The sequence below is a fragment of the Amycolatopsis sp. CA-230715 genome (assembly GCF_018736145.1).
Classification (GTDB): domain Bacteria; phylum Actinomycetota; class Actinomycetes; order Mycobacteriales; family Pseudonocardiaceae; genus Amycolatopsis.
The window spans coordinates 5,898,501-5,925,397 of the sequence record NZ_CP059997.1; the positions used below are offsets into that span (position 1 = coordinate 5,898,501).

The 26,897-nt window shown below is 68.9% G+C and carries 27 protein-coding genes; 15 read left to right on the top strand and 12 right to left on the bottom strand.

Annotated features, from left to right (window positions below; translation table 11 throughout):
• Window positions 1-198: 198 nt before the first annotated feature.
• The gene (locus HUW46_RS28405; protein WP_215541847.1) at window positions 199-498 is read left to right on the top strand and encodes a YciI family protein; all 300 of its coding nucleotides are present in this window, start codon (window positions 199-201) and stop codon (window positions 496-498) included.
• Between the two features lie 21 nt (window positions 499-519).
• On the opposite strand, the gene HUW46_RS28410 is transcribed toward HUW46_RS28405, so the two are convergent.
• The gene (locus HUW46_RS28410; RefSeq protein WP_215541848.1) at window positions 520-672 is read right to left on the bottom strand and encodes a hypothetical protein; all 153 of its coding nucleotides are present in this window, start codon (window positions 670-672) and stop codon (window positions 520-522) included.
• Window positions 673-876: 204 nt separating this feature from the next.
• Between HUW46_RS28410 and typA the strand changes: the two genes are divergently transcribed.
• The 7 genes from typA to HUW46_RS28445 all read left to right on the top strand — a co-directional run bounded on the left by typA (window position 877) and on the right by HUW46_RS28445 (window position 10,525).
• On the top strand, window positions 877-2,775 hold the full coding sequence (typA, locus tag HUW46_RS28415; protein ID WP_215550167.1) for a translational GTPase TypA: 1,899 nt from the start codon (window positions 877-879) through the stop codon (window positions 2,773-2,775).
• Between the two features lie 169 nt (window positions 2,776-2,944).
• A complete protein-coding gene (locus tag HUW46_RS28420) occupies window positions 2,945-4,729 on the top strand; it encodes an ABC transporter family substrate-binding protein (protein ID WP_254124982.1) in 1,785 nt (594 codons plus the stop codon).
• Between the two features lie 146 nt (window positions 4,730-4,875).
• A complete protein-coding gene (locus HUW46_RS28425) occupies window positions 4,876-6,669 on the top strand; it encodes an ABC transporter family substrate-binding protein (protein ID WP_215541849.1) in 1,794 nt (597 codons plus the stop codon).
• The gene (locus HUW46_RS28430) at window positions 6,666-7,670 is read left to right on the top strand and encodes an ABC transporter permease (RefSeq protein WP_215550169.1); all 1,005 of its coding nucleotides are present in this window, start codon (window positions 6,666-6,668) and stop codon (window positions 7,668-7,670) included. The genes HUW46_RS28425 and HUW46_RS28430 overlap by 4 nt, the downstream gene beginning before the upstream one ends.
• A 1-nt stretch (window position 7,671) precedes the next feature.
• Window positions 7,672-8,547 (top strand): ABC transporter permease, encoded by an 876-nt coding sequence (locus HUW46_RS28435; protein WP_215550170.1) that lies wholly within the window; start codon window positions 7,672-7,674, stop codon window positions 8,545-8,547.
• A 34-nt stretch (window positions 8,548-8,581) separates the two neighbouring features.
• A complete protein-coding gene (locus HUW46_RS48450; RefSeq protein ID WP_254124984.1) occupies window positions 8,582-9,337 on the top strand; it encodes a MerR family transcriptional regulator in 756 nt (251 codons plus the stop codon).
• A 21-nt stretch (window positions 9,338-9,358) separates the two neighbouring features.
• Window positions 9,359-10,525, top strand: coding sequence for an alpha/beta hydrolase (locus HUW46_RS28445; protein WP_215541850.1), 1,167 nt, complete (start codon window positions 9,359-9,361; stop codon window positions 10,523-10,525).
• Here HUW46_RS28445 and HUW46_RS28450 read toward each other — a convergent pair whose 3' ends face one another.
• From HUW46_RS28450 to HUW46_RS28465, 4 genes are all read right to left on the bottom strand, one after another.
• Entirely contained in the window at window positions 10,526-11,191 is a 666-nt protein-coding gene (locus tag HUW46_RS28450) for a hypothetical protein (RefSeq protein WP_215541851.1), read from the bottom strand.
• Between the two features lie 61 nt (window positions 11,192-11,252).
• Window positions 11,253-11,495 (bottom strand): DUF397 domain-containing protein, encoded by a 243-nt coding sequence (locus tag HUW46_RS28455; protein WP_215541852.1) that lies wholly within the window; start codon window positions 11,493-11,495, stop codon window positions 11,253-11,255.
• Window positions 11,482-12,357: a helix-turn-helix domain-containing protein gene (locus tag HUW46_RS28460; RefSeq protein WP_215541853.1), complete on the bottom strand. Its 876-nt coding sequence runs from the start codon at window positions 12,355-12,357 to the stop codon at window positions 11,482-11,484. The genes HUW46_RS28455 and HUW46_RS28460 overlap by 14 nt, the downstream gene beginning before the upstream one ends.
• Before the next feature lie 162 nt (window positions 12,358-12,519).
• Window positions 12,520-13,767: an HNH endonuclease signature motif containing protein gene (locus HUW46_RS28465; protein ID WP_254124986.1), complete on the bottom strand. Its 1,248-nt coding sequence runs from the start codon at window positions 13,765-13,767 to the stop codon at window positions 12,520-12,522.
• A 298-nt stretch (window positions 13,768-14,065) separates the two neighbouring features.
• Here HUW46_RS28465 and HUW46_RS28470 point away from each other — a divergent pair, with 298 nt between their 5' ends.
• Genes HUW46_RS28470 through HUW46_RS28480 form a run of 3 tightly spaced genes read left to right on the top strand, consistent with a single transcriptional unit; the run spans window position 14,066 to window position 15,842 of the window.
• Window positions 14,066-14,659 carry a TetR/AcrR family transcriptional regulator gene (locus HUW46_RS28470; protein ID WP_254124988.1) on the top strand — a complete coding sequence of 198 codons (594 nt, stop codon included), beginning with the start codon at window positions 14,066-14,068 and terminating at the stop codon, window positions 14,657-14,659.
• The gene (locus HUW46_RS28475) at window positions 14,656-15,483 is read left to right on the top strand and encodes an alpha/beta fold hydrolase (RefSeq protein WP_215541855.1); all 828 of its coding nucleotides are present in this window, start codon (window positions 14,656-14,658) and stop codon (window positions 15,481-15,483) included. Before HUW46_RS28470 ends, HUW46_RS28475 begins: the two co-directional genes overlap by 4 nt.
• Window positions 15,484-15,488: 5 nt before the next feature.
• Entirely contained in the window at window positions 15,489-15,842 is a 354-nt protein-coding gene (locus HUW46_RS28480; RefSeq protein WP_215541856.1) for a DUF6191 domain-containing protein, read from the top strand.
• Here the strand turns inward: HUW46_RS28480 and HUW46_RS28485 are convergent.
• Window positions 15,811-17,163 (bottom strand): serine/threonine-protein kinase, encoded by a 1,353-nt coding sequence (locus HUW46_RS28485; protein WP_215541857.1) that lies wholly within the window; start codon window positions 17,161-17,163, stop codon window positions 15,811-15,813. The genes HUW46_RS28480 and HUW46_RS28485 overlap by 32 nt on opposite strands.
• Window positions 17,164-17,221: 58 nt before the next feature.
• Window positions 17,222-18,769, bottom strand: coding sequence for an ABC transporter ATP-binding protein (locus HUW46_RS28490; protein ID WP_215550172.1), 1,548 nt, complete (start codon window positions 18,767-18,769; stop codon window positions 17,222-17,224).
• Between the two features lie 80 nt (window positions 18,770-18,849).
• Between HUW46_RS28490 and mshB the strand changes: the two genes are divergently transcribed.
• From mshB to HUW46_RS28505, 3 genes are read left to right on the top strand one after another with little or no spacing between them, the layout of a single operon-like run.
• Window positions 18,850-19,671, top strand: a complete 822-nt coding sequence (gene mshB / locus HUW46_RS28495) for an N-acetyl-1-D-myo-inositol-2-amino-2-deoxy-alpha-D-glucopyranoside deacetylase (RefSeq protein WP_215541858.1) — start codon at window positions 18,850-18,852, stop codon at window positions 19,669-19,671.
• Window positions 19,671-20,099 carry a hypothetical protein gene (locus tag HUW46_RS28500; RefSeq protein ID WP_215541859.1) on the top strand — a complete coding sequence of 143 codons (429 nt, stop codon included), beginning with the start codon at window positions 19,671-19,673 and terminating at the stop codon, window positions 20,097-20,099. The genes mshB and HUW46_RS28500 overlap by 1 nt, the downstream gene beginning before the upstream one ends.
• Window positions 20,092-20,874, top strand: coding sequence for a hypothetical protein (locus tag HUW46_RS28505; RefSeq protein ID WP_215541860.1), 783 nt, complete (start codon window positions 20,092-20,094; stop codon window positions 20,872-20,874). Before HUW46_RS28500 ends, HUW46_RS28505 begins: the two co-directional genes overlap by 8 nt.
• Before the next feature lie 66 nt (window positions 20,875-20,940).
• On the opposite strand, the gene HUW46_RS28510 is transcribed toward HUW46_RS28505, so the two are convergent.
• The gene (locus HUW46_RS28510; protein WP_215541861.1) at window positions 20,941-21,243 is read right to left on the bottom strand and encodes a hypothetical protein; all 303 of its coding nucleotides are present in this window, start codon (window positions 21,241-21,243) and stop codon (window positions 20,941-20,943) included.
• A 110-nt stretch (window positions 21,244-21,353) separates the two neighbouring features.
• Window positions 21,354-22,286 (bottom strand): NADP-dependent oxidoreductase, encoded by a 933-nt coding sequence (locus HUW46_RS28515; protein ID WP_215550173.1) that lies wholly within the window; start codon window positions 22,284-22,286, stop codon window positions 21,354-21,356.
• 85 nt (window positions 22,287-22,371) lie between these two features.
• Here HUW46_RS28515 and HUW46_RS28520 point away from each other — a divergent pair, with 85 nt between their 5' ends.
• On the top strand, window positions 22,372-23,346 hold the full coding sequence (locus HUW46_RS28520) for a GlxA family transcriptional regulator (RefSeq protein WP_215541862.1): 975 nt from the start codon (window positions 22,372-22,374) through the stop codon (window positions 23,344-23,346).
• Here the strand turns inward: HUW46_RS28520 and HUW46_RS28525 are convergent.
• The 3 genes from HUW46_RS28525 to HUW46_RS28535 form a co-directional block, all read right to left on the bottom strand.
• Window positions 23,294-24,460 carry an AAA family ATPase gene (locus HUW46_RS28525; RefSeq protein ID WP_215541863.1) on the bottom strand — a complete coding sequence of 389 codons (1,167 nt, stop codon included), beginning with the start codon at window positions 24,458-24,460 and terminating at the stop codon, window positions 23,294-23,296. The genes HUW46_RS28520 and HUW46_RS28525 overlap by 53 nt on opposite strands.
• Before the next feature lie 39 nt (window positions 24,461-24,499).
• Window positions 24,500-25,975 carry a flavin-containing monooxygenase gene (locus HUW46_RS28530; RefSeq protein ID WP_215541864.1) on the bottom strand — a complete coding sequence of 492 codons (1,476 nt, stop codon included), beginning with the start codon at window positions 25,973-25,975 and terminating at the stop codon, window positions 24,500-24,502.
• Window positions 25,976-26,080: 105 nt separating this feature from the next.
• Window positions 26,081-26,860 (bottom strand): site-2 protease family protein, encoded by a 780-nt coding sequence (locus HUW46_RS28535; protein WP_215541865.1) that lies wholly within the window; start codon window positions 26,858-26,860, stop codon window positions 26,081-26,083.
• Window positions 26,861-26,897: the final 37 nt, after the last annotated feature.

Below are 26,897 nucleotides of genomic sequence, written 5' to 3' on the forward strand. Positions count from 1 at the left end.
GGTCGGCGACCACCAGCGGGCACTGGAGGTCAGCATCATGCGGCGAGTGTAGCGCAGCCGCATGGTCATCGACAGGCAAACAGGGGTCAAGTAGGGGGCAAAGAAAAGAACGGACGTACGGTTTTCGCTGGAAAAAGAATTCGTATCGACTCGCGCGCTCGTCCGGTATCCGGGCTCGCGCGGGTTTAGCCTTCGCCTATGTTTGTCGTACTGCAGACCTACACAGCGCCCATCGAAGAGATCGACTACGTGCTGCCCGATCACGCCGAATGGCTGACGAAGCAGTACGAGAACGGGCATTTCCTCGCGTCCGGGAAACGAAATCCGTGTACCGGGGGAGTAATCGTCACCCGTCCGATGCCGAGGGGGAAACTCGACGCGATACTGGCCACCGACCCGTTCGCGCTCCAGCACCTCGCCAGCTACGAGGTGATCGAGTTCTCCCCGACGAGGACCGCGCCCGAACTCCGCCTGGTGAACGAAGCCGTCGCGCACTGAGCCCGCCCGCCCCTGCTCGCGTCAGGCGGCGAGCTTCTCCTTCGCCTTCTTCAGCGCGAGCACGGGGCACTTCTTGCAGCGCGACTTCGACCGGCAGCACTTCTTCTTGACCTTGCCGGCCTTGATCAGCTTGCGGACCCGCTCCCGAGGGTCCTTCGCGCCCTTTTTGCCCATGGGCACACGTTAGGTGAGGCTAACCGAAATGTGGGCGTGGCGCTGGTCACAATGGGGTCACGCGTATCCTGGGACGCGACTGCGTGTGGCCACTGTGGGCCGCTTGTGCATATCGACTGCCGCGGTCACCACACCAGCAGGTTCAGTCTTTTGGAGTCTCGCGTGCCCGCAGCCAGCGTCATCGACAAGAGCGCCGGTGAGTCCGTGCCCACTGCCCGTACCCGTCCCGACCTCCGCAACGTCGCCATCGTGGCACACGTCGACCACGGCAAGACCACCCTGGTCGACGCCATGCTGCGCCAGTCTGGCGCGTTCGCCGAGCGCGCCGAGCTCGTCGACCGCGTGATGGACTCCGGCGAGCTGGAGCGCGAAAAGGGCATCACGATCCTCGCGAAGAACACCTCCATCCACCGCCAGACCCCGGACGGCCAGGTCACCATCAACGTGATCGACACCCCCGGCCACGCCGACTTCGGCGGCGAGGTCGAGCGCGGGCTGGCCATGGTCGACGGCGTGGTCCTGCTCGTCGACGCGAGCGAGGGCCCGCTGCCGCAGACCCGGTTCGTGCTGCGCAAGACCCTCGAAGCGGGCCTCCCGGTGATCCTCGTGGTCAACAAGGTCGACCGGCCCGACGCGCGGATCTCCGAGGTCGTCGAAGAGACCCACGACCTGCTGCTCGACCTCGCGGGCGACATCGAGGACGCGGATCTGGACGCCGTGCTCGACCTGCCCGTCGTCTACGCCAGCGCCCGCGCCGGGAAGGCCAGCCTGGAGCAGCCCGCCGACGGCGGCGTGCCGGACAGCGACAACCTCGACCCGCTGTTCGAGACGCTTCTCACGCACGTGCCCGCCCCGGTCGCCGACCCCGACGGCCCGCTGCGCGCGCTCGTGACGAACCTCGACGCGTCGAACTTCCTCGGCCGCATCGCGCTGATCCGCATCCACTCCGGCAAGCTGCGCAAGGGCCAGACCGTGGCCTGGATGCGCGAGGACGGCACCGTCGGAAACGTGCGCATCTCCGAGCTGCTGGTCACCGAGGCGCTCACCCGCGTCCCGGCGACCGAGGCCGCCGCGGGCGATCTGGTCGCGATCGCGGGTATCCCGGACATCACCATCGGCGACACCCTCGCCGACGTCGACGACCCCGAGGCGCTGCCGAGGATCACCGTCGACGAGCCCGCGATCTCCATGACGATCGGCGTCAACACCTCGCCACTGGCCGGCCGCAACGGCGGCGACAAGGTCACCGCGCGGCTGGTGAAGGCCCGCCTCGACGCGGAGCTGGTCGGCAACGTCAGCATCAAGGTCCTGCCGACCGAGCGCCCCGACACCTGGGAGGTCCAGGGCCGCGGCGAGCTGGCGCTGGCGATCCTCGTCGAGCAGATGCGCCGCGAGGGCTTCGAACTGACCGTCGGCAAGCCGCAGGTGGTCACCAGGACCATCGACGGCAAACTGCACGAGCCGTTCGAGCGCCTGTCGATCGACGCGCCGGAGGAGTTCCTCGGCTCGATCACGCAGCTGCTCGCCTCCCGAAAGGGGAAGATGGAGCACATGGGCGGGCACGGCTCCGGCCGGATCAAGCTCGACTACGTGCTCCCGGCGCGCGGCCTGATCGGCTTCCGCACCGACTTCCTCACCGAGACCCGCGGCACCGGTATCGCGAACCACGTGTTCGAGGGCTACCAGCCGTGGGCGGGCGAGATCCGCACCCGCCACAGCGGCTCGCTGGTCGCCGACCGGTCCGGCCCGATCACCGCCTACGCGATGATCCAGCTCGCCGACCGCGGCACGTTCTTCGTCGAGCCGGGCGCCGAGGTGTACGAGGGCATGGTCGTCGGGGAGAACCCGCGCGCCGAGGACCTCGACATCAACATCACCAAGGAAAAGAAGCTCACGAACATGCGCTCGTCGACCGGTGACGAGCTGGAGCGCCTCGCCCGCCCGCGCAAGCTGGGCCTGGAGGAGGCGCTGGAGTTCTGCGCCGCCGACGAGTGCGTCGAGGTGGCCCCCGAAGTGGTGCGGGTGCGCAAGGTCACGCTCGACTTCAGCACCAGGGCGAAGGAGCGTTCGCGCGCGAAGAGCCGCGACAACGGAGCCAACTGAGGGTCGCCAACTGAGGCTCGCGGTACTGTGCGCCCGGGTCACCCGTTCGCGGGAGGTCCGGGCGCACCGCGCTTTTACCGGTGATCTGGAAATCTCGCGGACACGCCATCGGGGAGCATGGCACCATTGCGTGCTCCGGCTGGGAATTCTGAACGAGACGGGAGGCGGCGTGCGCGGGACCGGGAAGCGGGCGCGGACCCGTCGGATCCTCCCGTTGTCCGTGGCTCTGCTCGCCGCGGTGCTCGGGGCCTGCTCGAACACCCCGCCACCGCCCGTGGTCACCTCGCCCGCCGCGCAGACCACCACCGCGAAGAACCCGTCGCAGATCGTCTTCGGCGTCGACGACATCACCGGCGGGTTCAACCCGCACAACATCGCCGACTCCTCGACGGTGACCTCCGCGCTCGCGCAGCTCGTGCTGCCCTCGGTGTTCCGCTCCGACGACACCGGCAAGCCGGTGCTCGACAAGAGCCTGATGCGCTCGGCCGAAGTGATCTCGCAGCAGCCGTTCACGGTGGCCTACGAGATCAAGCAGGAGGCGTCGTGGAGCGACGGCGCGCCGATCGCGGTCGAGGACTTCATCTACCTCTACAACCAGATGCGCGACAACCCCGGCGTGGTGCAGCCAGCCGGCTACCGGCAGATCAACAACATCCAGCCGGGTGAAGGCGGCAAGCGCGTCGAGGTCACCTTCAGCAAGCCCTACCCCGGCTGGCAGACGCTGTTCTCGAACCTGATGCCGTCGCACCTGCTGAAGGACGCGCCAGGCGGCTGGCAGAACGCCCTCGAAGGCGGGTTCCCCGCGGTCGCGGGCCCGTTCTCGGTGAAGACGATGGACCGGGACCGCGGCGAGATCGTCCTCGAACGCAACGAGCGCTACTGGGACAAGGTGGCCGCGGTGGACCAGATCGTGCTGCGCCGCACCGACCAGGTCGGCATGGTCGACGCGCTGCGCAGCGGCAACGACCAGTTCGCGCTCTACCGCACGGACGAGACCGGTCTGAAGCGGCTCAGCGAGCTCGGCACCGCCGTGCGGCTGCACACCATCCCGCGGCCGTTCGTCGCCGAGGTGCTGCTGCGGCCCGCCGGGGGCGCGCTCACCGACGAGCGCACGCGCGCCGGGGTTTCCGCGCTCATCGATCGCAAGCAGCTCATCGACGAAGGTGTCTCGGGCGGCCCGTCGGCCACGTTGCACGCCGACGCGCAGGTGCTCGCGCCGTCGATGCCGGGATACGCGCCGACGGTGCCCGCCGCGGGCGCGCCGGGCACACCGGACCCGCAGCGCGCGCAGGAACAGCTCACCGCGGCCGGGTACACCAAGGAAGCGGGCACCTGGCGCAAGGACGGCAAGCCGCTGTCGCTCGTGATCGGTTCGCCGGGCCAGCAGGAGCCGTACGCCACGATCGCGAAGAAGCTGGCGTCGCAGCTCGTCGCGGCCGGGGTCGAGGTCCGCACGGTCTCGCCGCAGCCGCGCGACCTGTTCTCCGGCCAGCTCGCGATGCCGGTCAAGACCGCCCAGCCGACCACGTCCGGGTCGACGACGCCCAGCACCACCCCGGACACCGGGTCCGGCGGCAGCGGGGTCGGCATCGACATCGCGGTGGTGCCGCAGCCCGTCGGCGGTGATCCCGCGTCGATGCTGGCTTCGGAGTTCGGCTGCCGCCCGGCGCCGCCGAACTCCGACGACCAGCCGCCCGCGGTGCCCGCGAACTCGGCCGCCTTCTGCCAGAAGAGCCTGCAGCCCGCGATCGATTCCGCGCTCAGCGGCGCGACACCGGTGCCGGAGGCGCTGGCCTCGCTCGAACCCGAGCTGTGGCGGCAGAACGTCGCGATCCCGCTGTTCCAGCTCGCCGACACGCTCGCGGTCGGGAAGGGGATTTCCGGCCTGACGCCAGGGCCGCCGCTGATGGGGCCGTTCGGGGGAGCCGTCAACTGGACTCGTGGCGCGAAGTAACAGCTTTTCCGGGAATTGTTCGAAAGAGAAATTACCCTTTGGTCACAATGGTCGCCCAGGCCGTGACTCAGTGTGTTTGTCTTCGTAGCGTGCACCCGGAGTGCGAGGGGCGGGTACTGGTTCAGTGCTAGGAGGGCACATCCACGATGAGAAGATCCCGAGCTGTCCGCGCCGGGTCCGTGCTGGCCGCCGCGGTGCTCGCGTTGAGCGCGTGCAGCGGCGGAACGGACGACAAGGCGGGCGTCAACGTCGACGTCAACTCCATGAAGACCGGAAAAGGCGAGAGCGTTGACGATTACAAGCTCGCCGACGCCCCGGAAAGCGAAGAGGTGAAGGTCGGCGTCGACGATTCCTTCACCAGCTACAACGCGAACGTGCCCGGCGCCGGTCACCCCGGCGCCAACGCGGTGCTGACCGCGGTGCTGGCGAAGCCGTTCGAACTCGACGGCGCGAACAAGGTGCTGCTGAACCGGGACGTGATGGATTCGGTCACGGTGCTGAACAAGGACCCGCAGGTGGTCCAGTGGAAGATCAAGGCGGACGTGAAGTGGTCCGACGGGCAGCCGTGGAGCTGCCGCGACCTCTATTTGAGCTGGCTCGCGCAGAGCGGCGCCGCGAAGGGCGCCGACGGCAAACCCGTGTTCACCGCGGCCGACTCCAGCGGGTACAACCTCGTCGACAGCGCTTCCTGCAAGGATGAAACGACCTTCGAGGCGCACTTCAAGAAGCCCTACCTCGACTACAAGGCCCTGTTCAGCACCACGGGCTGGGTGCTGCCCGCGCACGTCCTCGAAGCGAAGGCGGGAATTCCGGACGTCACGAAGCTGACCCCGGCCGGCGATCCGGCGGTGCTGAAGAAGGCGGCCGATTTCTGGAACAAGGGCTGGCGCGATTTCACCCCCGAGCTGATGCCCGCGTCGGGGCCGTACAAAATCGCGGCGGTCGACAAGAACGCCGAATCGGTGACGCTGGAGAAGAACCCGCAATGGGCGGGCGCCAAAGGCGGGCCCAAGAAGGTCACCATTCGCGCCATCAAGGACAAGAACGAAATGGCGTCGGCACTGGAAAACGGTGAGCTCGACGTGATTTCGTCGAGCCAGCCCGACGAAAGCGTGACGAAGAAGCTGCAAGGGCTCTCCGGCAAGGGCGTCGTCTGCGGTTCCACGCAGCAGCTTTCCTTCGAGCACCTCGACTTCAACTACAAGCGCATGTTCGGCGACATCGCGTTGCGCAAGGCGTTCATGGCGGCCGTGGACCGCAAGGCGATCGTGGACAAGCTGATCAAACCGGTGTACTCCGACGCGCAGCCGCTCGGCAGCGTGCAGTTCTTCCAGGGCGAGTCCGGTTACCAGGACCGGTACAGCACGAAGTCCGGCCTCGGCCCGGAGGCGGCGGCGAAGATCCTCACCGACGCGGGCTGGACGAAGGACCCCGACGGGATCTTCGCCAAGAACGGCAAGCGGTTCGAGGTGACCGTCACCTACGCGCCGAGCGACCTCCGCGCGAACGCGGCCCAGCTGATCATTTCGCAGGCCAAGCAGGCGGGCATCCTGGTGCACGGCGAAGCGGATCCGAAGTTCACCAAGGGCCGCGCCCAACAGGGCGGGTTCGACATCGCGTTGTTCGGCTGGAGCCAGGCGCCGTTCAAGGCGGAGGGCGCCGAGGTCTACCGCACGGCGGCGAACGGTCCTTCGCACAACTGGCAGGGCCTGTCCGACCCGAAGATCGACCAGGCGTTCACCGCCGCGGTCTCGGCGACCGATCCCGCCGAGGCCACCAAGCAGTACGCCGCGGCGGACCAGGCGATCGCCGACCAGTACGCGACGCTCCCGCTGTTCGCGACGCCCGCGATCTGGGCCTTCCGCGGTATTGATCGCGTCTACCTGCAGTCCTACAACGGCGTGCTGTGGAACGTCGGCGAGTGGGCGAGGACGAGCTGAACCTGACGCGGTACGTGCTGCGCCGGCTCGCGATCTCCGTGCCGACGCTGCTGGTGGCCACCTTCGCCTGCTTCCTGCTGGTGGCCGCCGCCGGTGATCCGCTCGCGGAGGCGCGATCGCGTCCTGGTGCGAACCAGGCCGCGATCGCGGTGCTCGCGCACGAACTCCGGCTCGACGAGGGCGTGGTGCCGAGGTACTTCCACTGGCTCGGCGCGTTCCTCAGCGGCGACTGGGGTTCTTCGATCGCGCTCGAACCGGTCTTCGACAAGGTCACCAGCGCTTACGGGGTGACGTTCGGGCTGGTGATCGGCGCCGAGGTGCTGGCGCTGGTGACCGGGGTGCTGGTCGGCGTGGTGGCCGCGGTGCGGCGGTACCGCCTCGCCGACCACCTCGCCACGGCACTCGCGTTCCTGCTGTTCGCGATGCCGGTGTTCTGTATCGCGCTGCTGCTCAAGGACCTGGCGGTGCAGATCAACGGCTGGGTCCGCGAGCTCGGGCTCACCGGGCTGCTCGGCAACCCGTGGATCAGGACGTCGAGCCCGGAAAGCACGGACGCGCGCGGGTTCGGCGATTTCGTCGTGAAGTACATCGGCGCGTATCTGCTGCCGACGCTGTCGATCATGGCCGTCAGTTTCGCCGGTTACAGCCGTTTCCAGCGCGCCTCGATGCTCGAAACGCTGAACACCGACTACGTGCGCACCGCGCGGGCGAAAGGGATTTCGCCCGCGCGCGTGGTGTTCCGGCACGCCTTCCGGAACGCGCTGATCCCGGTCGCCACCCTGTTTTCGGTCAACTTCGGTGTGGTGATCTCCGGTGCCGTGATCACCGAGCGCGTGTTCAACTGGAACGGCATGGGCTCCGTGCTCGTCGACGCGGTGAACGCCGACGACCCGTACCTGCTGATGGGGTGGATCGTGCTGATCGGGGCGACCGTGGTGGTCGCGAACCTCGTCGCGGACGTGTTCTACGGCGTGCTGGACCCGAGGATCCGCGTTGGCTGACATGAACGCGCTCCTCGCGCTACCCCCGGAACCCTCGCCGAGCCAGGCGCGGCGGGCGAGGCTCGTGCTGCGGCGGTTCCGGCGGCACCGGCCCGCGATGGTCAGTGCCGTGGTGCTCGCGCTGCTCGTGCTGACCGTGCTGGTCGTGCCGCTGTGGTGGCCGCACGACTACGGCGACGCGAGCCTTCCGCCGTTCGTGCCGCCGGACGCGGAGTTCCCGCTCGGCACCGACAAGATCGGCCGCGACATGCTCGCGCAGATCCTGCGCGGAACCCAGCTCTCGCTGCTGATCGCGGTCACCGTGTCGGTCGTGGCGACCGCGCTCGGCGTGGCGCTCGGCTCGCTCGCCGGGTACCGGCGCGGGCTCACCGACACGCTGATTTCGCGGCTGACGGACCTGTTCCTGATCATTCCGCAGATCGCCGTCGCGGGAATTCTGGTGAAGGTCTTCGACGGTAGCTGGCTCAGCGTCGCGCTGATCCTGTCGGCGTTCTACTGGACCCAGTCCGCCAGGATCACGCGCGGCGAGGCGATGTCGCTCGCGCAGCGGGAATTCGTCGATTCGGCGCGCGCGGCCGGTGCGGGCACGGTGCGCGTCATCACCAAGCACCTGCTGCCCAACATGGTCGGCACCATCGCCGTTAACGCCACCCTCGCCGTCGCGCAGGCGGTGCTGCTGGAGGCGGGCCTGTCGTTCATCGGCCTCGGCGTGCAGCTGCCCGACACCTCGCTCGGCAGGATCATCTTCGAGAACTACACCCAGTTCACCGATCGCCCGTGGCTGTTCTTCTGGCCGTTCGGCGTGCTGGTGGTGATTTCGCTGGCGCTGAACTTCATCGGCGACGGCCTGCGCGACGCGTTCGACGCGCGGACTTGAACCTCACGTAACGGGAGGTTCTACGGTAGGTCCCATGACCGGGACCGAGGGCAAGCCGCGCTGGAGCGTCGGCGCGCTGGCGAAGGCCGTCGGGCTCACCGTGCGCACGCTGCACCACTACGACGAGATCGGGCTGCTGTGCCCCAGCGAGCGGTCGCCGTCGGGGCACCGCCGCTACGTCGAAGCCGATCTGCACCGGCTCTACCAGATCAGGCTGCTGCGGCAGATCGGCATGCCGCTGACCGAAATCGGCGACGCGCTCGATCGCGGCGTGCTGCGCGAGGTGCTGACCGCGCGCATCGAGCTGCTCGACCGACAGGCGCGGCGGCTGACCGCGCTGAGCCAGCAGACGAGCGCGCTGCTCGACCAGCTCGACCGCTCGGACTGGGCGGACCCGGTGCTCCTGCAGGCGCAGCTCACCGTGTTCGAGGAGTACCTCACGCCCGAGCAGGGCGCGTTCATGGACGTGCACATCGAAGGTCTCGACGAGGCAGCCAAGACCACAATGGACACCGACTGGTCCGCGTTGTTCCTGCGGATGGTCGAGCACTACCGCGCGGGCACCCCGGAAACCGATCCGGCGCTGCTGGCGGACGCGGCACGGCTGCTCGACCTGGGGCGGACGTTCACCGGCGGGGACGCCGGGATCTGGGATTCGATGGTGAAGTTCTTCCGCGAGCGGGGCGGCGGTGTGCTGAATTCGCTCACCGGGGAAACCGGTTCCGATTTGGGTGACGAGTTCTGGAATTATGTGAGCACGGCGATTTCCGCTGTGCTTTCGCGCAAGTAATTCATACTGGGAGGAAAGAATATGTTTCGCAGGACAAGTGTGTTCTTCGCCGCGCTGCTGATCGCGGGCGGCGGGGTCGCCGGTGCCGCCGAGCCACCGGTTTCGGTGCCGCTTTCGCTGCCCGCGCCGAGCGGGCCGGGCCAGGTCGGCGCCACCACGTTGCACCTGGTCGACGGGGCGAGGAAGGACCCGTGGCGGCCGGACGCGGTGCGCGAGCTGATGGCAACCGTGTTCTACCCGGCCCGTTCCGTGCGCGGCTACCCGGTCATGCCGCAGCTGACCGCGAAAGAGGGGAAGCTGTTCGGGGAAACGGCCGTGATCCCGCATCCGGAACTGCCGCCGAAAGAGGACTGGGCCGCTACGATGACGCATTCCCGGCTCGGCGCGCCCGTCGCGGGAGGGCGGCACCCGGTGGTGCTGTACACCCCGGGGCTCGGTGACCCCCGCACGTTCAACAGCGGGCTCGCGGAGGAACTGGCGAGCCGCGGCTACGTCGTGGTGGCGATGGATCATCCCGGCGAAACGTTCGCGGTCGAGTTCCCGGACGGCCGCACCCGCGGGTTCCAGATCCCCGGTGACCCGGGACGGACCCCCGAGCTGTACCGGAAGGTGATCGAAACCCGGCTCGCGGACGCGCGGTTCGTGCTCGGCCGAGTGCTCGCGCTCGCGGCGGGGCAGAACCCGGACGCGGAGCGGCGGCCGCTGCCGAACGGCCTCGGCCGAGCGCTCGATCCGCGCAGGATCGGCATCGTCGGGCACTCGGCCGGTGGCGCCGCCGCGTCCGAGGCCATGCACGAAAACCCGGCGATCGACGCCGCGATCAACCTCGAGGGCTATCTCGACTACATCGAAGGCGACCTGCTGCCGATCGCCGCCGAAGGCACCCGGCGGCCGCTGCTGCTGTTCGGCACCGAGGACTACCAGAAGGAGTACCCGAGGTTCGGGCGCACGTGGCGGGCCATGCTCGCCAAATCCCCTTGCCGCGTAAGCGAAAGCACGCTCGGCGACGCGTCGCACTGGGCGCTCACGGACTTCGCGTCGATGGCTCCGCAACTGCAGGCGGCCGGGCTGATGACGGCGCAGGGGAGGAATGCCTTCGTCGGCGCGATCGATCCGGCGGTGTCGGTGCCGACGGTCCGCGCGCGGGTGGTGGCCTTCGTGGACCGGTACGTGCGCCGGTCGTTTTGATCAACGCAGCTTGGTGAGCGCGTCGAGCAGTTCGACGGTCGCGTCGGCGCCGAGCGGCGGTTTGGCCAGCGCTCTGCCGCCGTTCCAGAAATGGGAGCCCGTCGGGCTGACCGTGGTCTCGGACCGGACCGTCAACGGCTGCGGGCCGTGTTCCGAGGTGTAGAAGTAGCCCTGGACGTCAGCGGTGGTCGTCGCGGTGTGGTCGAGCAACTGGACCACACCGTGGGTGACCTTCCGGATCTCGCACGGGTTGAACGCGGGCATGCAGGCCGAATCGCCCACGGTGCCCGACGGATCCTCCAGCTCCACCGAGACCGACCCGTAGGCGCCGCGCTCGTCGGCGAGCAGCGCGGCGGCATGCCGCTTCGTCGACCGCTCGGAGCGAGTGACGGAAGACAGCACGTTCTGGATCCGCAATCCAGGGGAGTGCCGCGCGACGAACGCCTGCACCGCGCCAGCAAGCTGCTCGGACCGCTGGTCGGACCCGGCTTCCGGGGTGTCGACCCGCTCCGGGACGGCAGGCCGGACCCCGGGATCGGGCCTCGAAGGGGACGGCGCGCCGGTCTCGCCCGCGTCGGACTCCCCACTCGGCGCGCAGGCCGTCAATGCGATCGCGAGCGCCGATCCGAAGACCAGCCCGCGCGTGCTGTTGAGCCGCTTGGGCATGTTCCCTCCCCGAAACATGAGCCCATTGTGCCCCGCGAGATACGTCGAGGCCGTGACGAGTTCAGCCGCGGCGAAGATCGCTCAAGAAGGTGCGCCATGCGGCGCGGGTGATGCTCAGGTTCCCGCCAAGGCGGTCTTTGGTGTCCCGCACGTGGGTGGTGGCGGAGGTATCGGACACTTCGACGCAGTCACCGTCGCCAGCGCTGTGGCTACTGGTCCGCCAGCCGACCTCGACGCAGGCGCCATTGCCAGCGCTGTAGCTACTGGTTCGCCAGGCGAGCCCGGCTGGCTCAGTCGTGCTCATCGGATTCCTCTCGGTCCAGGTACAGCTCCGTTGCCAAGCTGCTGACCAGGTCCCTCGATTGTGCCTCGGGCAATGCGGTCTCCGCCAGGCTCGCCAGCACCCTGCGATACGCCCGGATTTCCTCCTGCTCCTCAAGGAACAACGCCGAGGTCTCGGCTTCGAGGTAGACCACCGGCTTGATCTCCGCGAATTCCATAAAAACGAATGCACCCGCCGCTCCCGCATGTGCGCCGATGCCAGCCGGTACCACCCGCAGGGTGATGCTCGGGCGCACCGACATGCGCAGCAGATGGTGTAGTTGGTCGGACATGACAGCCTGACCACCGACAGGCAGTCGCAGCACGAACTCATGCAGGTAGAAAGTGAATCGAGCGGTCCGGCTGCGGTTGAAGATGGCGGCTCGTTCAATTCGGGCCTTGGTTCGTTGGTCAACCTCGACCGGTGGCACATTAGCCGTGTGCGCAATCACCTCCCGCGCGTAGTCACTGGTCTGGAGCGAGCCTGGGATAATGTTGGCTGCGAAGTCGTGAATAGCGACAGCCTTGTCTTCGTGGTCGAGGTAGGTGCGGAGTTGCGTCGGCAGGCGTGAGCCGTATTGCTGCCACCATCCCGGTTTGTTGGCCTCCTCGCAGAGTTTCAGGAGGCGTTTGTGCTCGGTGCCGCCGATGCGGCAGTAGCCGAGCAAGGTCGCCACGTCTGATTCCTTGACGCCGCGCTTGCCGCTGAGCATGCGGGACACCTCGCTCTGCGACCACTGCAACTCCCTCGCGACCTCTTTGCCGGTGACACCCGCCTTCTCCAGCGCGGCGCGGAGCGCCTCGCCGAGTTCGCGGGCGCGGACGGTGGGCCTCTGTTCGGTCATGCCCTGAAAAATAGAACGCCAGCCCGCCCGTCTCCGCCGACAACACGGCGCGACCACCGGAAAGAAGCAGCCTATGCCCGTACCGAAATCCCCTTACGAGCGCCGAGAAACCAAGCTTCACGCGTACACGCTCTCGACGCGCGTAAGAGCCTCTCGCGGCTCTTACGCGGCGCGGGGTTGTGCGGTGTGGACGGTGTTGGTCCGGGGTCTTCGCCAGGGATCCAGGAACTCCGGCGGGGTGAACTCGGGGAGTCCGTTGACCATGCGGACTTTCCAGTCGCTGTTGTGCAAGAGGCGGTGGTGGTGTCCGCAGAGGAGGACGAGGTTGCCGAGGTCGGTGGTGCCGCCGTTCCACCATTCTCGGACGTGGTGTGCGTCGCAGTGGCGCGGCTTTCGGTTGCAGCCAGGAAAAGCGCAACCGCCGTCGCGGACGGCGAGCAGGATGCGAAGGCCTTCGGTCACTATTCGCTTGGCGCGCCCGTATTCCAGCGGCTGCCCGTCAGAGCCGAGCACGGCGGGGATGACCTTGCAGTCGCACGCCAGGATCCGGGCTTCGCTGGCGGTGATGTTCGTGACCAGGTCGAGGCAGGCTTGCCCGAGTCCTTTTTGGAGGAGTTCGAGGGGGATGGTGACGACGATGTCGCCTCGGGTGCTGCTGTGGTTGGGTGCGTCCGGATGGCTCGCGGCGAGGTTGACCATTTCCATGAAGGCATCCCCGTAGCGCTCATCCTTACCGCGCACTAGGGGATGGTCTTCCTTGTGGGGCTTGGCCAGCGGTTCCAGTAGCGCGAGGGTCTTCGCGCCGGATATCGGGTCGAGGTAGCCATCGAACTTGACTGAGCCGTCTTTGCCTTGGCGGTACCGGAATGCGCGTTTGGGTTCGGGGGTGTCGCGGGGTTCAGCACCGTCGGGGTCGAGGGTGTCACGCAAGCGCTGACCCGCGGCGGCGACTTCCGCTGTGGTGGCGTTGCGGGCGAGGTCGACCAGAGTTTTCTCGGTCTTCTCCCGCTCCTCGACCGGCACGGTGTCCGGGATGGCCTGCAGCGCCGACACGATCCCATCCACATGCAGTGGTGAGATCGCGCCTTCGGCGGCGGCTTCTCCGGTCAGGGGTGCCGCGGCGGGAATCTCTCCGCCGCCAACACTGCGGCCGGGGTTGATCGCGAGTGCCCGCGCCACCAGTTTCCGCACCGCGGCCGAGGAAGTCCGCGCCACCTCCGCCACCAGCGCGACAGTGGAGGGATACCCGAGTTCACGCGTGCCGCCATTGTCGAGTTCTGCGATCACTTGGCAGACCCGGGATTCCTGCCGCCACAAGGACATCAACTCTTCCCGCAGCAGCGCGGCCTTCTCGCGCGCGGCGAGCTGCCACAGCTCCCGCTGCGGTGTAAGGGAAGAGTTCTCGGACACGCCACAATTCTACCGCGATCGCACAGAGGTTCGACTGATCCATCCAGGTGAACCAGAGTGACAGTCTGAAGTGGACCATAGAGAAAGCTCTTTCTGGCAAAGGAAAATCGACCAACCTCGCAACCGCCGCCCGGCCTCGACAAGCCGCCCACGCTCCTTCTGTCCAAGCCCTCTTTGAACCGCCGCCCGACACGACGACCGGCGCCGCAACACGACACCTACCCACCCCACCCCAACTCTGGTAACGTCATGTTTCCAGAAACACACTGTCACTGAAGGTCGAGTGAAGATGCCCAGGATGACGCGAGCCGAGCAGCAGGAACACACGCACGAGCGCCTGCTGGAAGCCGGACGCAACGTCCTCGCGCGCCGTGGATTCCTGGCCGCGACGGTCGAGGAGATCGCGGCAGAGGCCGGATACACCCGTGGCGCGCTCTACAAGCATTTCGGTGGCAAGGAAGGACTTCTCCTCGCCATCCTCGACGCGCACGCCGAGGCGCACATGCGGATGCTTTCCGAGACGCTGGACGAGGTCACCAACCAGGAGGAACTGGTGGCCGCGTTCATCCCGCGCGGGTTCACCGACGACGAGGAGGCGGCGCGCTGGAGCGTGACCACGGCGGAGTTCAGGGCGTCGGTGATCAGTCAGCCGCAGATCGCGGCGAAAACGGTGGAGGCCCAGCGGAACCACGAAGAACGGATCGCGGCCATGCTGAAAAAACACTGCGCCCGGCTGGGGATCCGGCCCGCGTTGCCGTTGCCGCAGGTGGTCGTGGTGCTGGGCGCGCTGGGCGGCAGCCTTTCGCTGCGCCGCGGCGTCGACCCGGACACCGACGTGGCGGCCATCCTGACCAACGTTCTCGCGGTCATTTTCCCGGACAAAAAGAAATGAACACCGCGACCAATGGCGACATCGAACTCGCCTACGAAACGTTCGGCACGACCGGGCGCCCGCTGCTGCTCATCCAGGGCGCCAGCGCACCGATGATCGGGTGGCACGACGAGTTCTGCGCGGCCTTGGTGGAGCGCGGTTTCCACGTGGCCCGTTTCGACAACCGTGACGCGGGACGATCGAGCCGCGCCAGAAAGCCTTACACGCTAACGGAAATGGCCGCCGACGGGATCGCTGTCCTCGATGCGCTGGGGTGGCCGGGCGCGCACCTGGTGGGGGTGTCGCTCGGCGGCATGATCGCCCAGGTGATGGCGACCCGCCACGCCGAGCGCGTGCTGAGCCTGACCTCGATGTCCTCGGCGCCCGACCCGTCCGTGCGGTGGTCCCGGCGCACCACCGCGACCCTGGTCAAGTTCTTCGCGGCCACCGCGAGGAAACCGGCCGGACCGGAAGCCGCAGAAGAAAAACTGCTGAAAGTGTTCCGCATCCTCGGATCGACCGGGTACCCGCACGACGAAAAGTGGATCAGGAAGATCGCCCGCGACGGGTTCGAGCACCGCACCGATTTCGCCGCCGCGAAGCGTCAGGCCCGCGCGGCACGCGCATCCGGGGACCGGAGAACCCAACTGGCGAAAGTCGAAGCTCCCACGCTCGTCATCACCGGAAAAGCCGATCCGGTGCAGCCCGTGCGCGCCGGGCGGGCGACCGCCGACGCGATCCCGGGTGCCCGGCTGGTCATCTACCCCGGCATGGGGCACGACCTGCCGCGCGACCTGTGGCCCACCATCGTCGAAGAAATCCACGCTGTGGCAACGAAAGGCTGACGGACATGGACGTCGCGGTGGTGTGGATCATGTCGGTGCCCGGCCTGATGTTCCTGCTGCTGTTCGGAATCGTGCTGGAGCGGATGATCCGCTGGGCGCGCGACCGGCGGCGCGGCGTCGAGCATGTGACCGGGATGGGCCGGGGAAAGCGGTTGGCGGCCGCACGCGGCACCGAGGAGCTGTTCGCGTTCTTGTTCGGGACGAAGCGCAACGAACTGGAACGCCGCGACGTCGAACTCGTGCTGCGCCAGGACGAGGAAGACGGCGCGCCGCCGGGCAACTGGATCGATCTCGACTCGGGTGTGGTGCGGCTCGACGCCCCGAAGCTCAGAGGTACCGGCCCAGCCGATCGTCGATGACGCGCGCGGCGTCCTCGCACATCGTGATCTTGGCGCCGCCGACGGTGACGGTGACGAAGAGATCGCCGTTCTGGAGTTGCAGGCGGCAGCCGCGCTCGACGGCCGAGGTGACCGTGTTCGAGCCGTTCGGCAACTGCTCGAGCGACTCGCCCTTGCGGACCTCGATCTCCTTCTCCGCTTCGGAACTGGTCTTCGATCGCGTGTAATGGAAGTCGACCTCCGGGCCGCCCGCCCCGATGGGACGCCAGGTGTAGCTGCCGTAGGAGCTGGAATCCTTGCCCTGCGGCGGATTCTCGCGTGTTTCGGTGAGGCTGCTCGACGAACGGCGGAGGTGCCTCGCGGCGTCTTCCTTGGTGTACAAGGTCATCGGCTTGCCGAGGTAGTGCCAGGCGACCGCGGCGATCCCGGCGACCACCACCAGCGCGACGAGCCAGCTCACCAGCGTCTTGCGCCGTTTCCCGCGCTTGGCCGGTTTCTGCACCTTGGTCGGAGCGGGCTTCTCCGGTTCCGGCACTTCGGTCGGCCCCGTGCCGTCACCGGCCAGCATCCGCTCCGGGGTCGGCCGCTGCCGGGGATCGGTGGCCAGGCACCAGCGGATCAGCTCGCGCAGTGCCCCGCCGATATTGCCGAGGTCCGGTTCGCGGGAGAGCATGCGGCCCCGCAGCTCTTCGAGCGGGCCTTCGCCGTGCGGCGGCCGCCCGATGGCGGCGAAGGTCAGCACGGCGCCCAGTGAGTACACGTCGGAGGCCGGGCCCGCCGGTTCGCCGTCGAGGCGCTCCGGCGCCATGTACGCGTGCGTGCCGATCACCATGCCGGTCCTGGTGTGGCCCGCTTTTCCCGCGGTGAGCGCGATACCGAAGTCGATCACCTTCGGCCCGTCGACGGCGAGGAGGATGTTGCCCGGTTTCAGGTCGCGGTGGATCAGGTCGGCGGCGTGGATCGTGCGCAGCGCCTCGGCGAGCCCGGTGGCGAGCTTCAGCACCTCGCCCTCGTGCAGCGGCCCCCGTTCGGTGACGACCTCGGCCAGCGTCGGCGCCGGCACGTAGGCGGTCGCGAGCCACGCCGGATCGCCGTCGGGATCCGCGCCGATCACCGGCACCGTGTGCCTGCCGGAGACCCGCATCATCGCGGCGACCTCGTCGCGGAACCGGGCGAGGAACTCGGGTTCGTCGGTCAGCTCGTGCCGGATCACCTTGAGCGCGACCTCCTGGCCGTCGGCCGCGCGTCCCAGGTAGACGACCCCCATGCCGCCGGTGCCGAGCCGCCCGATCAGCGTGTATCCGCTGATCCTGGCCGGATCGTTCGCGCGCAGCGGTTCCATCGCCCGTGCTCCTCCCAATCGCGTGCCGCAATACTGCCCTACGCGGTACCGAAGCGGGTCAGAGTACGGCGGAAAGCAGTTGCCGCGTGTAGGGGTCCTTCGGGGCTCGCAATACTTCCTGGCGCGTCCCGGTTTCCACGATCTTCCCGGCCCGCAGCACGGCGACCCGGTCGGCCAGCGCGTCGACGACCGCGAAGTCGTGGCTGATGAACAGGCAGGCGAATCCCAGGTCCCGTTGCAGCCCGGCGAACAGGTCGAGGATCTTCGCCTGCACGGAGACGTCGAGCGCGGAGGTCGGCTCGTCGGCGATCAGCAGCCGGGGTGAAAGCGCCAGCGCCCGCGCGATCGCGACGCGCTGGCACTGCCCGCCGGAGAGTTCGTGCGGGTACCGGTTGCGGTGGCCCCTGCCGAGCTGGACCTGGTCGAGCAGCTCGGAAACACGAGAATCCACAGTGGATTCACGGTGCAGGACAAGGGGTTCGGCGATCGAGTCGGCCACGGTCAGCCGGGGGTCCAAACTGGACACCGGGTCCTGGAAGACGATCGAAAAAGCGCGCCGCAGCGGGCGGAGCTTCTTCACCGAGAGCGTGGTGATGTCCTCGCCGAGCACCGACACGGTGCCCGAGGACGGTTTCAGCAACCGGATCGCGCAGCGCCCGATGGTGGACTTCCCCGAGCCGGATTCCCCGACCATGCCGAGCACTTCACCGGTGCCGATGGTGAACGAGACGTCGTCGACCGCGCGCTCACCGCGTTTGCCGGGGTAGTCGAACACGAGATTTCGGATCTCCAGCACCGGATCCCCCGGCGGGCGCGGCGCCTCGTCGCGATCGCCCAGCCGCGGCGTCGCGGCGAGCAGTTCGCGGGTGTAGGCGTGGCGCGGTGAATCGAAGAGCTGCCGCACCGGCGCCTGCTCGACGAGTTCCCCGCTCCGCATCACCGCCACGCGGTCGGCCAGCGCCGAAACCACGCCCATGTCGTGCGTGACGAGCACGATCGCGGTGTCCATCGCGTCGCGCAGCGTCCTCAGCAGGTCGAGGATCTCCGCCTGCACCGTGACGTCCAGTGCGCTGGTGGGTTCGTCCGCGATGATCACCTTCGGGTCGCACGCGATCGCCATCGCGATCACCACGCGCTGGCGCAGGCCGCCGGAGAGCTGGTGCGGGTACTGCTTCACCCGGCGCGCCGCGTCCGGGACGCCGACGAGGCCGAGCAGGTCGAGCACGCGCGCGTCGGCGGCAGAGCGGGTCAGGTCGCGGTGCGCGCGCACCGCCTCCCTGATCTGCCAGCCGACGGTGTGGACCGGGTTCAGCGCGCTCGCCGGGTCCTGGAAGATCATCGCGACGTCGTTGCCGCGGATCCGCCGCAGTTCCTTCGGGGACAACGAGGACAGCTCGCGGTCGTCGAGCCGGACCGCGCCGCCGACCTGCCCGTTCGGCGGCACCAGGCCGAGCACCGACAACGAGGTGAGCGACTTCCCCGACCCGGATTCCCCGACCACCGCGAGGATTTCGCCCGCGGCGACGTCGAAGGTGACGCCTTTCACCGCGTCGACGGGGCCGTCCTCGGTGCTGAGCGTGATCCGCAGGCCGGACACCGAAAGCACCGGTTCGCCGCGCACGCCACGCCCTTCGCCGGAGATCGGGTCGGGCTGAGGATAGCGGCAGATCCGATTAACCTGGTCCGGTGACCTCAGCCCGACCACGCAGGCTCCTGCTCGTGCACGCGCACCCCGACGACGAGAGCATCACCACCGGCGGGGTGATGGCCCGCTACGCGGCCGAAGGCGCCGAGGTGACCTTGGTGACCTGCACGCTCGGCGAAGAGGGCGAGATCATCCCGCCCGAGCTCGACGGGCTCGGCTCGTGGGCCGGTGACCAGCTCGGCGGCTACCGGGCCGGTGAGCTGGCCGGTGCCCGCGCCGCGCTGGGGGTCACCCGGCAGCGGTTCCTCGGCGGGATCGGGCGCTGGCGCGACTCCGGCATGGCCGACGCCGGGCTGAACCACCCGAGGGCGTTCACCGCGGGCGCGTTCGACGAGCAGGTCGCCCAGCTGAGGGAGATTCTCGACGAGGTCCGCCCGCAGGTCGTGGTCACCTACGACGCGTTCGGCGGCTACGGCCACCCCGACCACATCAGGGCGCACGAGATCACCACGGCCGCGGTCGGCGGCGCCAGGCTCTTCCACATCGCGGCGTCGGAGCAGGCGACCAAACAGGGCCTCGCGGAGCTGCGGGAACGGCCCGGCCTCGGGTTCCGGGTCCCCGACGACGGCGAACTCCCCACCACGCCGGACGCCGAGATCACCACCTCGATCGACATCAGCGGCCACCTCGATGCCAAGATTTCGGCACTGCGCGCGCACGCGACGCAGGTGTCGGTGCCGGACGGCGCGGCCTGCTTCGCGCTGTCCAACGGCATCGCGCAGCCGTTGCCGCCGGCCGAGTGCTTCGTGCACGCCGGGGGCGGCGCCGAAGACGTGTCGGCGGACCTGTTCGGAGGACTGTGATGGCGGAGACCGTGACGCGGCGCGATTTCGAGCGCGGCGCCATGCTCGCGATCCTGATCCTCGACACGATCCTGCTCGCCGTGCTCGAACTCTTCTTCCTGCCGCTGCGGTTCGACGGCGTGTTCCTGCCGAAACTGGGCGACGTCCCGGCGCCGATCACGGTCGTGCTCGCCGGGGTGACCACCCCGTTGCTGGTGATACAGGCCGCGAAGCTCGTCGGGCGCAGGGCGTCCGCGGTCCCGCTCGTGGTGTGGATCGTGACCGTGCTCGTGGTCGGCCTGTTCGGACCGGGCAAGGACAACGTACTGCTGCAAGACTGGCGGTCGTTGCTGCTGCTCGCGGCGGGCACGCTGCCGGGTGCGATGGTGCTCGGCGGTGCGCTGGCGGGTGGCACCGCCGGGAAGGCCGCGGGAGGCAAGCGTGGGTGAGTCCATTTCGGACCGTCAGGTGGTTGCCGTGCTGCGGCCGTTCGCCAGGGCGACCGGGCCGATGCTCGACGCGCTGCGCGAGTCCGATCCGATGGGGTTGCGGGAACGCCGCCGCGACGACGACGATCTGGCCGAGGTCGACTCCACCCTGCGGGACAAGCTGCTCGACGGCCTCGCCTCGGTGAAGGTGCCCGGTACCGCGGCGTGGGCGGACATGGACGCCGACGCCCGCGCGAACTGGTGGGTCAACCGCGTCGGCCGGTTCACCGCGCTGCTGACCGCGATCCCCGGCCTCGGCGGCGCGCTGGCGGACCGGCTGCCCGTGCAGGACGCGCTGGGCGCGGCGTCGCAGGGGCTCCTGTTGTGCGCGCTGGCCGGTGAGCGCGGGGTCTTCGAACTCGGCGACCGCGTGCGGCTGATCGCGTGGGTCCTGTTCGAACGGGACGTCGATCCGGTGCTCGCCGCGGGAAAGCACGCCGAGCACGACGCCAAGGCCGAGGACGAGGAAACCGCGCAGCTCACCGAGGAGCTCTCGGAATCGTCCAAGAAGCACGGCAAGATCACCCCGAAGGCGACCGCGCGCACGCTCTGGCGACTCGGCAAATCACTGCTGTCGATCACCGAAGAGCTGGAAAAGCGCCCGCGCGGCCGCTTCTACCACCGGGCGATCGGGATGGTGCCGGTGGTCGGCATGGCAGGGGACTACCTCGGCGAGCGCTCGGGGCTCAAACGCGTCGCCAAGCGCGCGAACAAGTGGTTCGCCGCGCACGCCTGACCAAGTCCGCTTTGGACAGTTCCGGGCCGGTGGAACACCGGCCCGGAACGCCCGCGTACGGTGAGATCAGCACCAGCCCATGTGCCACTTCTGGATCTGGTACGACGTGCCGCCGGCGTCGCCCATGAGCCTGGCCCAGTTGAAGTCGCCCGAGTTCTCGATGACGTCGTAGAGCCCTTGGCCCGCGTTGGTCCAGCCGACGATGGCGCCGAAGTTGTACAGCGGCGTGTGGTTGTGGATCACGCACTGAAACGAGTTCGGGGCCTGCACGGCGGCCGTGGACGCGTTCGCCGAAGCGGTCGTCAGCGCCACGGTGCCGATTGTCGCGACGGCTGCCGCGGTGGCGATACGACGGGTGAGCTTGGCCATGTTTCCTCCCAGACGTAATCGAACCAGTCGAGCGAATGGTTCGAAACAAACAGACGACTGGACCGTAGCAGCCTGCGGGCTCCAGGGTGGCCGCTTTGACGATCTTGCGGTCAGCGCACGACGAGCACCAGTTTTCCCGTGGTACGGCCGGTTTCGCCGAGCGCGTGCGCCTTCGCGGCCTCGGCCAGCGGGAAGGTTTCCGCGATTTCCGGGCGCAGTTCGCCCGATTCGGCCAGTGCCGCGATCGCGGTCATCCCGGCGTGGTCCGCCTCGACCAGCAGCCCTTCGGCGCGCACGCCCAGCCGGTCGGCTTCCGCGTGCAGCTCGTCGAGCCCGCGCGGCAGGATGGTGACCAGCACGCCGCCGGGGCGCAGTATCCGCAGCGAGCGGAGCGCGTTGTCGTCGCCGATGGTGTCGAGCACGACGTCGGCATCGCGGACCGCCTCGGCGACGTCCACCTCGCGGTAGTCGATCGGCTCGTCCACGCCGATGCGGCGCAGGAACTCGTGCTTGCCCGCGCTCGCCGTGCCGAGCACGTGCGCGCCGCGTGCCTTGGCGATCTGCACCGCGAAGTGCCCGACCCCGCCCGCGGCCGCGTGGACGAGCACGCGCTGACCCCGCTGCACGTTCGCCGTGTCCACCAGCGCCTGCCACGCGGTGAGCGCCGCGAGCGGGATCGCGGCGGCTTGGGTGTGGTCGAGGGAAAGCGGTTTGTGCGCGAACGCCCGCGCGGTCCCGGTGACGTATTCGGCGAAGGCGCCCCTGCCGTGCGGGTAGGGCAGCATGCCGAAGACCTCGTCACCCGGCTTGAACAGCGTGACGCCGACACCCACCGCCTCGACCACGCCGGACACGTCCCAGCCGAGCACCATCGGGAGTTGCGGGTGCATACCGGTGCCCGCGCGGTGCTTCCAGTCCGTCGGGTTCAGCCCCGCCGCGTGCACGCGGACGAGCAGTTCGCTCAGCCCCGGCTCCGGTCGCGGCAACTCCACCTCGGTCAGCACCTCCGGGCCGCCGAAGGCGTCCTGCCTGATCGCTCGCATCGTTTTCTCGCTCATGTGCCCCATGCTGCCGACGCCGAGCGCGCACCGAAATGGCATGATCGCCATCATTCGATAAGATCGTGCCATGCATCGGATCGTCGTGCTGGCACTCCCCGGCGTGTACCCGTTCGAACTGGGCATCCCGAAGCGGATCTTCGGCTCCCTCCCTGAGCACTACGAGGTGCTCACCTGCACCGTCGACGGCGGGCAGGTGGCGAGCAACGCGGATTTCGCGATCGCCGTCGAGCACGGGCCCGAAGCGCTGGAAACGGCCGACACCGTGGTGATCCCGCCGTGCGACCGGCCGCCTGCCGAAGGCGGGCTCCCGCCGGAAGTGGCGGGCGCGCTCGCCAGGATCCGGCCGGGCGCCCGCGTCGTGTCCATCTGCACCGGCGCCTTCGTGCTCGCCGCGGCGGGCCTGCTCGACGGCCGCCCCGCCACCACGCACTGGGGCCTGACCGAGGAGTTCCGCGCGCGGTATCCCGCCGTGCGGCTCGACCAGGACGTGCTCTACGTCGACGACGGCGACCTGCTCACCTCGGCCGGTGCCGCGTCCGGTGTGGACGTCTGCCTGCACCTGGTGCGCGGCGATCACGGCAGCGGCGTGGCCAACCGGGTCGCCCGCCTGTGCGTGGTGCCGCCGTGGCGCGACGGTGGCCAGGCCCAGTACATCGAGCAGCCGGTGCCGAGCCCCGCGGCGAGCAGCACTTCGGCCACCCGGCAGTGGGCGCTCGAACGGCTGCACCTGCCGCTGAGCCAGTCCGATCTCGCCGCGCACGCGAGGATGAGCCTGCGCACGTTCGCCCGCCGGTTCCGGGACGAAGCCGGGGTCAGCCCCGGCCGCTGGCTCATTCAGCAGCGCCTGGTGCGCGCACGCGAACTCCTCGAAACCAGCGACCTGCCGGTGGACGAGATCGCCGCGCGGGTCGGGTTCGCCACCGGCACCTCGCTGCGCCAGCACCTGCGCGGGGCCATCGGCGTCTCGCCGCTGGCCTACCGGCGCACGTTCAGCGCTTCGGCCAGCTCCACCCCGGCCGGTCGAGCCGCCCCTGTCCACTGAGGACGGTCTGGCCGAGTTCCTTCTCCAGCGCGAGCGTGGTCGCGTCCTCGCTCACCTGCTCCAGCGCGCGGACCAGCGGTTGCGCGTGCGAGACCACGACGACCTGCGTCCGCTTCGCCGCGTTCGCGATCAACGCGGCGAGCGCGGGCAGCAGATCGGGGTGCAGGCTGGTCTCGGGTTCGTTGAGCACCAGCAGTTCCGGCGGGCTCGGCGTGCACAGCGCGGCCACCAGCAGGAGGTAGCGCAGCGTGCCGTCGGACATCTCGGCGACGCCGAGCGGGCGCAGCAGGCCGTGCTGGCGCAGGCACAGCTCGAACCGGCCGTCGGAGTTCTTGACGAACAGCCGCGAACCGGGGAACGCGTTGTCGACCGCGGTGGCGAGCGCGCCCGCGTCCCCGGATTCGTTGATCGTCTCCAGCGCCGCGGCCAGATCGCCGCCGTCGTGCCCGAGCACCGGGGTCCTGGTGCCGATGCGCGCTTGCCGCGCCGGTGCGTCGGCGTCGGTGCGGAACTGGTCGTAGAACCGCCACGAGCGGATCCGTTCGCGCAGCACGAGCAGTTCCGGGCAGGCGCGCGGGTCGGCGAACTCGCTGAGCATGCTGTCGGTGAGCCGGATGCGCTCGGGCTTCTCGTGCCACGAGCCTTCGGCGCTCCGCGTCCACACCGCCGAACCGCCGCGATCGGCCATCAGCGCCGCCTTTCGCAGCACCGCGCCGCGCCACACGCATTCGCGCTTGATCTCGGGATCGAGCATGAACGGGGTCGGCGGCGTCGGATCGACGTTCGGCAGCCCCAGATCGAGCGCGTACCCGAACTCGTCACCGGTGAACCCGAGCCGCAGCGCCACCGGTTTCGTCCGCACGGTGCCCTGCACGACCGCGCGCCCTTTGCGCGCCTTCGTTTCCGGTCCCGCCCACAGCGTCGACTGGAGTCCGCCCTCGCGGGCCAGCGCGGCGACCGCGCCGTTGCGCGAGGCGTCGGCGAGCAGGCGCAACGCGCGGTAGAGACTGGACTTCCCGCTGCCGTTCGGACCGGTGACCAGCGTCAGCCGGGACAACGGCAGCACGAGGTCGCGCAGCGAGCGGTAGTTTTCGACGGCGAGCGTGGTGAGCACCCCTCGACGCTAACCGCAGTACGGCGCGAAGGCCCGATGTCAGCGCGAGGGTGCGACAGCAGGGGCCTCCGCGGTGAACCGCATCGCCTCGTCCTCCACGGCGCCGCGCCGGATGGTGACGATGTCGCGGAGGTAGTTCTGCCGCAGCCGCCACGGTTCCCGCGCGCCCTGCTTCGGCAGCGTGTCCTGCGAGCGCAGGATGTAGCCCGACATCAGGTCCATGAACGGTTCTTCGGCGACCGCGGGGTCGCGCTCCGGCACGCACACGCGGTACCCGCGCGAGTCCATGTGCCCGAGCAGGCGGCACACGTATTCGCACACGAGATCCGCTTTCAGCGTCCACGACGCGTTCGTGTACCCGATCACGAAGGCGAAGTTCGGCACGCCGGACAGCATCATTCCCTTGTACATCATGGTTTCCGCGAGCTTGACCTCCGCGCCGTCGACGGTCAGGTCGAAACCGCCGAAGGGACGCAGGTTCAGACCGGTCGCGGTGATCACGATGTCGGCTTCGAGCTCTTCACCGGAGCTGAGCCGGATCCCGCGCTCGGTGAAGGTGTCGATGGTGTCGGTGACCACCGAGGCGGTGCCGCGCCGGATCGCGCGGAACAGGTCGCCGCCCGGCACGATGCACAAGCGTTGGTCCCACGGGTCGTAGCGCGGTTTGAAGTGCGTGTCGACGTCGAACCCGGCGGGCAGGCTGCGCTTGGTGGTCCGCCGGATGACCCACTTCACCAGCCCGGGGCTGCGCCTGCTGAGCTGGTACGAGCCGATCAGCGTCAGCACGTTCTTCCAGCGCGCGACCCCGTAGGCGAGCTTCTCCGGCAGCAGGTCGCGCAGCTTGTTGGCGATCTTGTCCTTGGCGGGCCGCGCCATGATGTAGGTCGGCGACCGCTGCAGCATGGTCACGTGCGCCGCTTCCCCCGCCATCGCGGGCACCAGCGTCACCGCGGTCGCGCCGCTGCCGATCACGACCACCCGCTTGCCCGCGTAGTCGAGGTCTTCCGGCCAGTGCTGCGGGTGCACCACGGTCCCGGTGAACCGCTCGCGGCCGGGGAACCGCGGCGAGTAGCCCTCTTCGTAGTCGTAGTACCCGCCGCAGGTGAACAGGAAGTCGCAGGTGAACGTCGCGGTCTCGGCCCCGCGTTGGACCTGGACCGTCCACTTCGAGTCCACAGTGGACCATTCGGCGCCGACGACGCGGTGGCCGTACCGGATCTTCCCGGCGACGCCGTACTCCTCGGCGGTCTTCTTGACGTACCGCAGGATCGACGGCCCGTCGGCGATCGCCTCCTGCTCCGGCCACGGCTTGAACCGGTAGCCGAGGGTGAACATGTCCGAGTCGGAGCGGATTCCCGGATAGCGGAACAGGTCCCAGGTGCCGCCCATCGATTCGCGCGCCTCGAGGATCGCGATGCTCTTCCCCGGCAGTTCGGTGCGCAGGTGGCAGGCCGCGCCGATGCCGGACAGCCCGGCTCCGACGATCAGCACGTCGACGTGTTCTGCCGTGGTCATCTGTCCTCCGGCGCGCAGGCTGTGGTGACCAGCCGACTATAAGTGCGCCGCCGCCCCCAAGTCCAGATACCAGAGGAATCTGAATGGGTTCGCCCAGGCCAGGGCCTACTGCCAGAACTGGAACAGTGAGCCGCCGAAGTTCGCGAAGGTCGCTTCGCCGCCGATCGCGTCGAACACCAGCCGCGAGAGGTCGAAGAACGCGTCGCGCACGAACGGCACCGCGAGCAGCAGCGCGAAGAGCACGAGCGGGGCCCACGGCCGCGCCTTCGCACCCAGTTCGCGCGCCTGCGGGGAGAGGTACGGCTCGATCGCGCCGTACCCGTCGAGGCCGGGGACCGGGAGGATGTTCAGCACGAACGTGAGGATCTGCAACAGCGCGAGATAGGACAGCCCGCACACGAGCCCGATCGGGATGCCGGGGATGTAGGCGACGCCGACGCTCAGCACGATGCCGAAGCCGAGGTTCGTCAGCGGGCCCGCGAGCGACACCCACGAGGACACCGCGCGCGAGCGCAGCGCCCAGTTGTTGATCCACACCGCGCCGCCGGGCAGCGGGATCCCGCCGACCGCGAGCAGCAGCAACGGGATCACCAGTGAGAACACCGGATCGGTGTACTTGCGGACGTCCATCGACAGGTAGCCCTTGAGCGCCACCTCGTGATCGCCGCCCTTGAACGCCACGATCGCGTGACCGAACTCGTGCAGCGTGAGCGACAACGCCCACCCGGCGATCACCAGGATGAACACACCGCCGACGATGAGCGGGTCGTGGTGGAGGGTGAACAGCGTCGACTGGTCGCCGACCGCGGCGAGTACCCCGCCTGCGATCGTCGCGGCGAGGATGCCGAAGAACACGGGGCTGGGGCGCACTGCGGAACGTTGCACGCCGCCAGTCTTCCAAAGACCGTCCGAACGGGTGCGG

Bases quoted from the DNA above. Each gene is read 5' to 3' on its own strand.
- HUW46_RS28405 (WP_215541847.1), top strand. From the start codon at position 199: ATGTTTGTCGTACTGCAGACCTACACAGCGCCCATCGAAGAGATCGAC.
- HUW46_RS28410 (WP_215541848.1), bottom strand. From the start codon at position 672: ATGGGCAAAAAGGGCGCGAAGGACCCTCGGGAGCGGGTCCGCAAGCTG.
- HUW46_RS28425 (WP_215541849.1), top strand. From the start codon at position 4,876: ATGAGAAGATCCCGAGCTGTCCGCGCCGGGTCCGTGCTGGCCGCCGCG.
- HUW46_RS28435 (WP_215550170.1), top strand. From the start codon at position 7,672: ATGAACGCGCTCCTCGCGCTACCCCCGGAACCCTCGCCGAGCCAGGCG.
- HUW46_RS48450 (WP_254124984.1), top strand. From the start codon at position 8,582: ATGACCGGGACCGAGGGCAAGCCGCGCTGGAGCGTCGGCGCGCTGGCG.
- HUW46_RS28445 (WP_215541850.1), top strand. From the start codon at position 9,359: ATGTTTCGCAGGACAAGTGTGTTCTTCGCCGCGCTGCTGATCGCGGGC.
- HUW46_RS28450 (WP_215541851.1), bottom strand. From the start codon at position 11,191: ATGCCCAAGCGGCTCAACAGCACGCGCGGGCTGGTCTTCGGATCGGCG.
- HUW46_RS28455 (WP_215541852.1), bottom strand. From the start codon at position 11,495: ATGAGCACGACTGAGCCAGCCGGGCTCGCCTGGCGAACCAGTAGCTAC.
- HUW46_RS28460 (WP_215541853.1), bottom strand. From the start codon at position 12,357: ATGACCGAACAGAGGCCCACCGTCCGCGCCCGCGAACTCGGCGAGGCG.
- HUW46_RS28470 (WP_254124988.1), top strand. From the start codon at position 14,066: ATGACGCGAGCCGAGCAGCAGGAACACACGCACGAGCGCCTGCTGGAA.
- HUW46_RS28475 (WP_215541855.1), top strand. From the start codon at position 14,656: ATGAACACCGCGACCAATGGCGACATCGAACTCGCCTACGAAACGTTC.
- HUW46_RS28480 (WP_215541856.1), top strand. From the start codon at position 15,489: ATGGACGTCGCGGTGGTGTGGATCATGTCGGTGCCCGGCCTGATGTTC.
- HUW46_RS28485 (WP_215541857.1), bottom strand. From the start codon at position 17,163: ATGGAACCGCTGCGCGCGAACGATCCGGCCAGGATCAGCGGATACACG.
- HUW46_RS28500 (WP_215541859.1), top strand. From the start codon at position 19,671: ATGGCGGAGACCGTGACGCGGCGCGATTTCGAGCGCGGCGCCATGCTC.
- HUW46_RS28510 (WP_215541861.1), bottom strand. From the start codon at position 21,243: ATGGCCAAGCTCACCCGTCGTATCGCCACCGCGGCAGCCGTCGCGACA.
- HUW46_RS28515 (WP_215550173.1), bottom strand. From the start codon at position 22,286: ATGCGAGCGATCAGGCAGGACGCCTTCGGCGGCCCGGAGGTGCTGACC.
- HUW46_RS28520 (WP_215541862.1), top strand. From the start codon at position 22,372: ATGCATCGGATCGTCGTGCTGGCACTCCCCGGCGTGTACCCGTTCGAA.
- HUW46_RS28530 (WP_215541864.1), bottom strand. From the start codon at position 25,975: ATGACCACGGCAGAACACGTCGACGTGCTGATCGTCGGAGCCGGGCTG.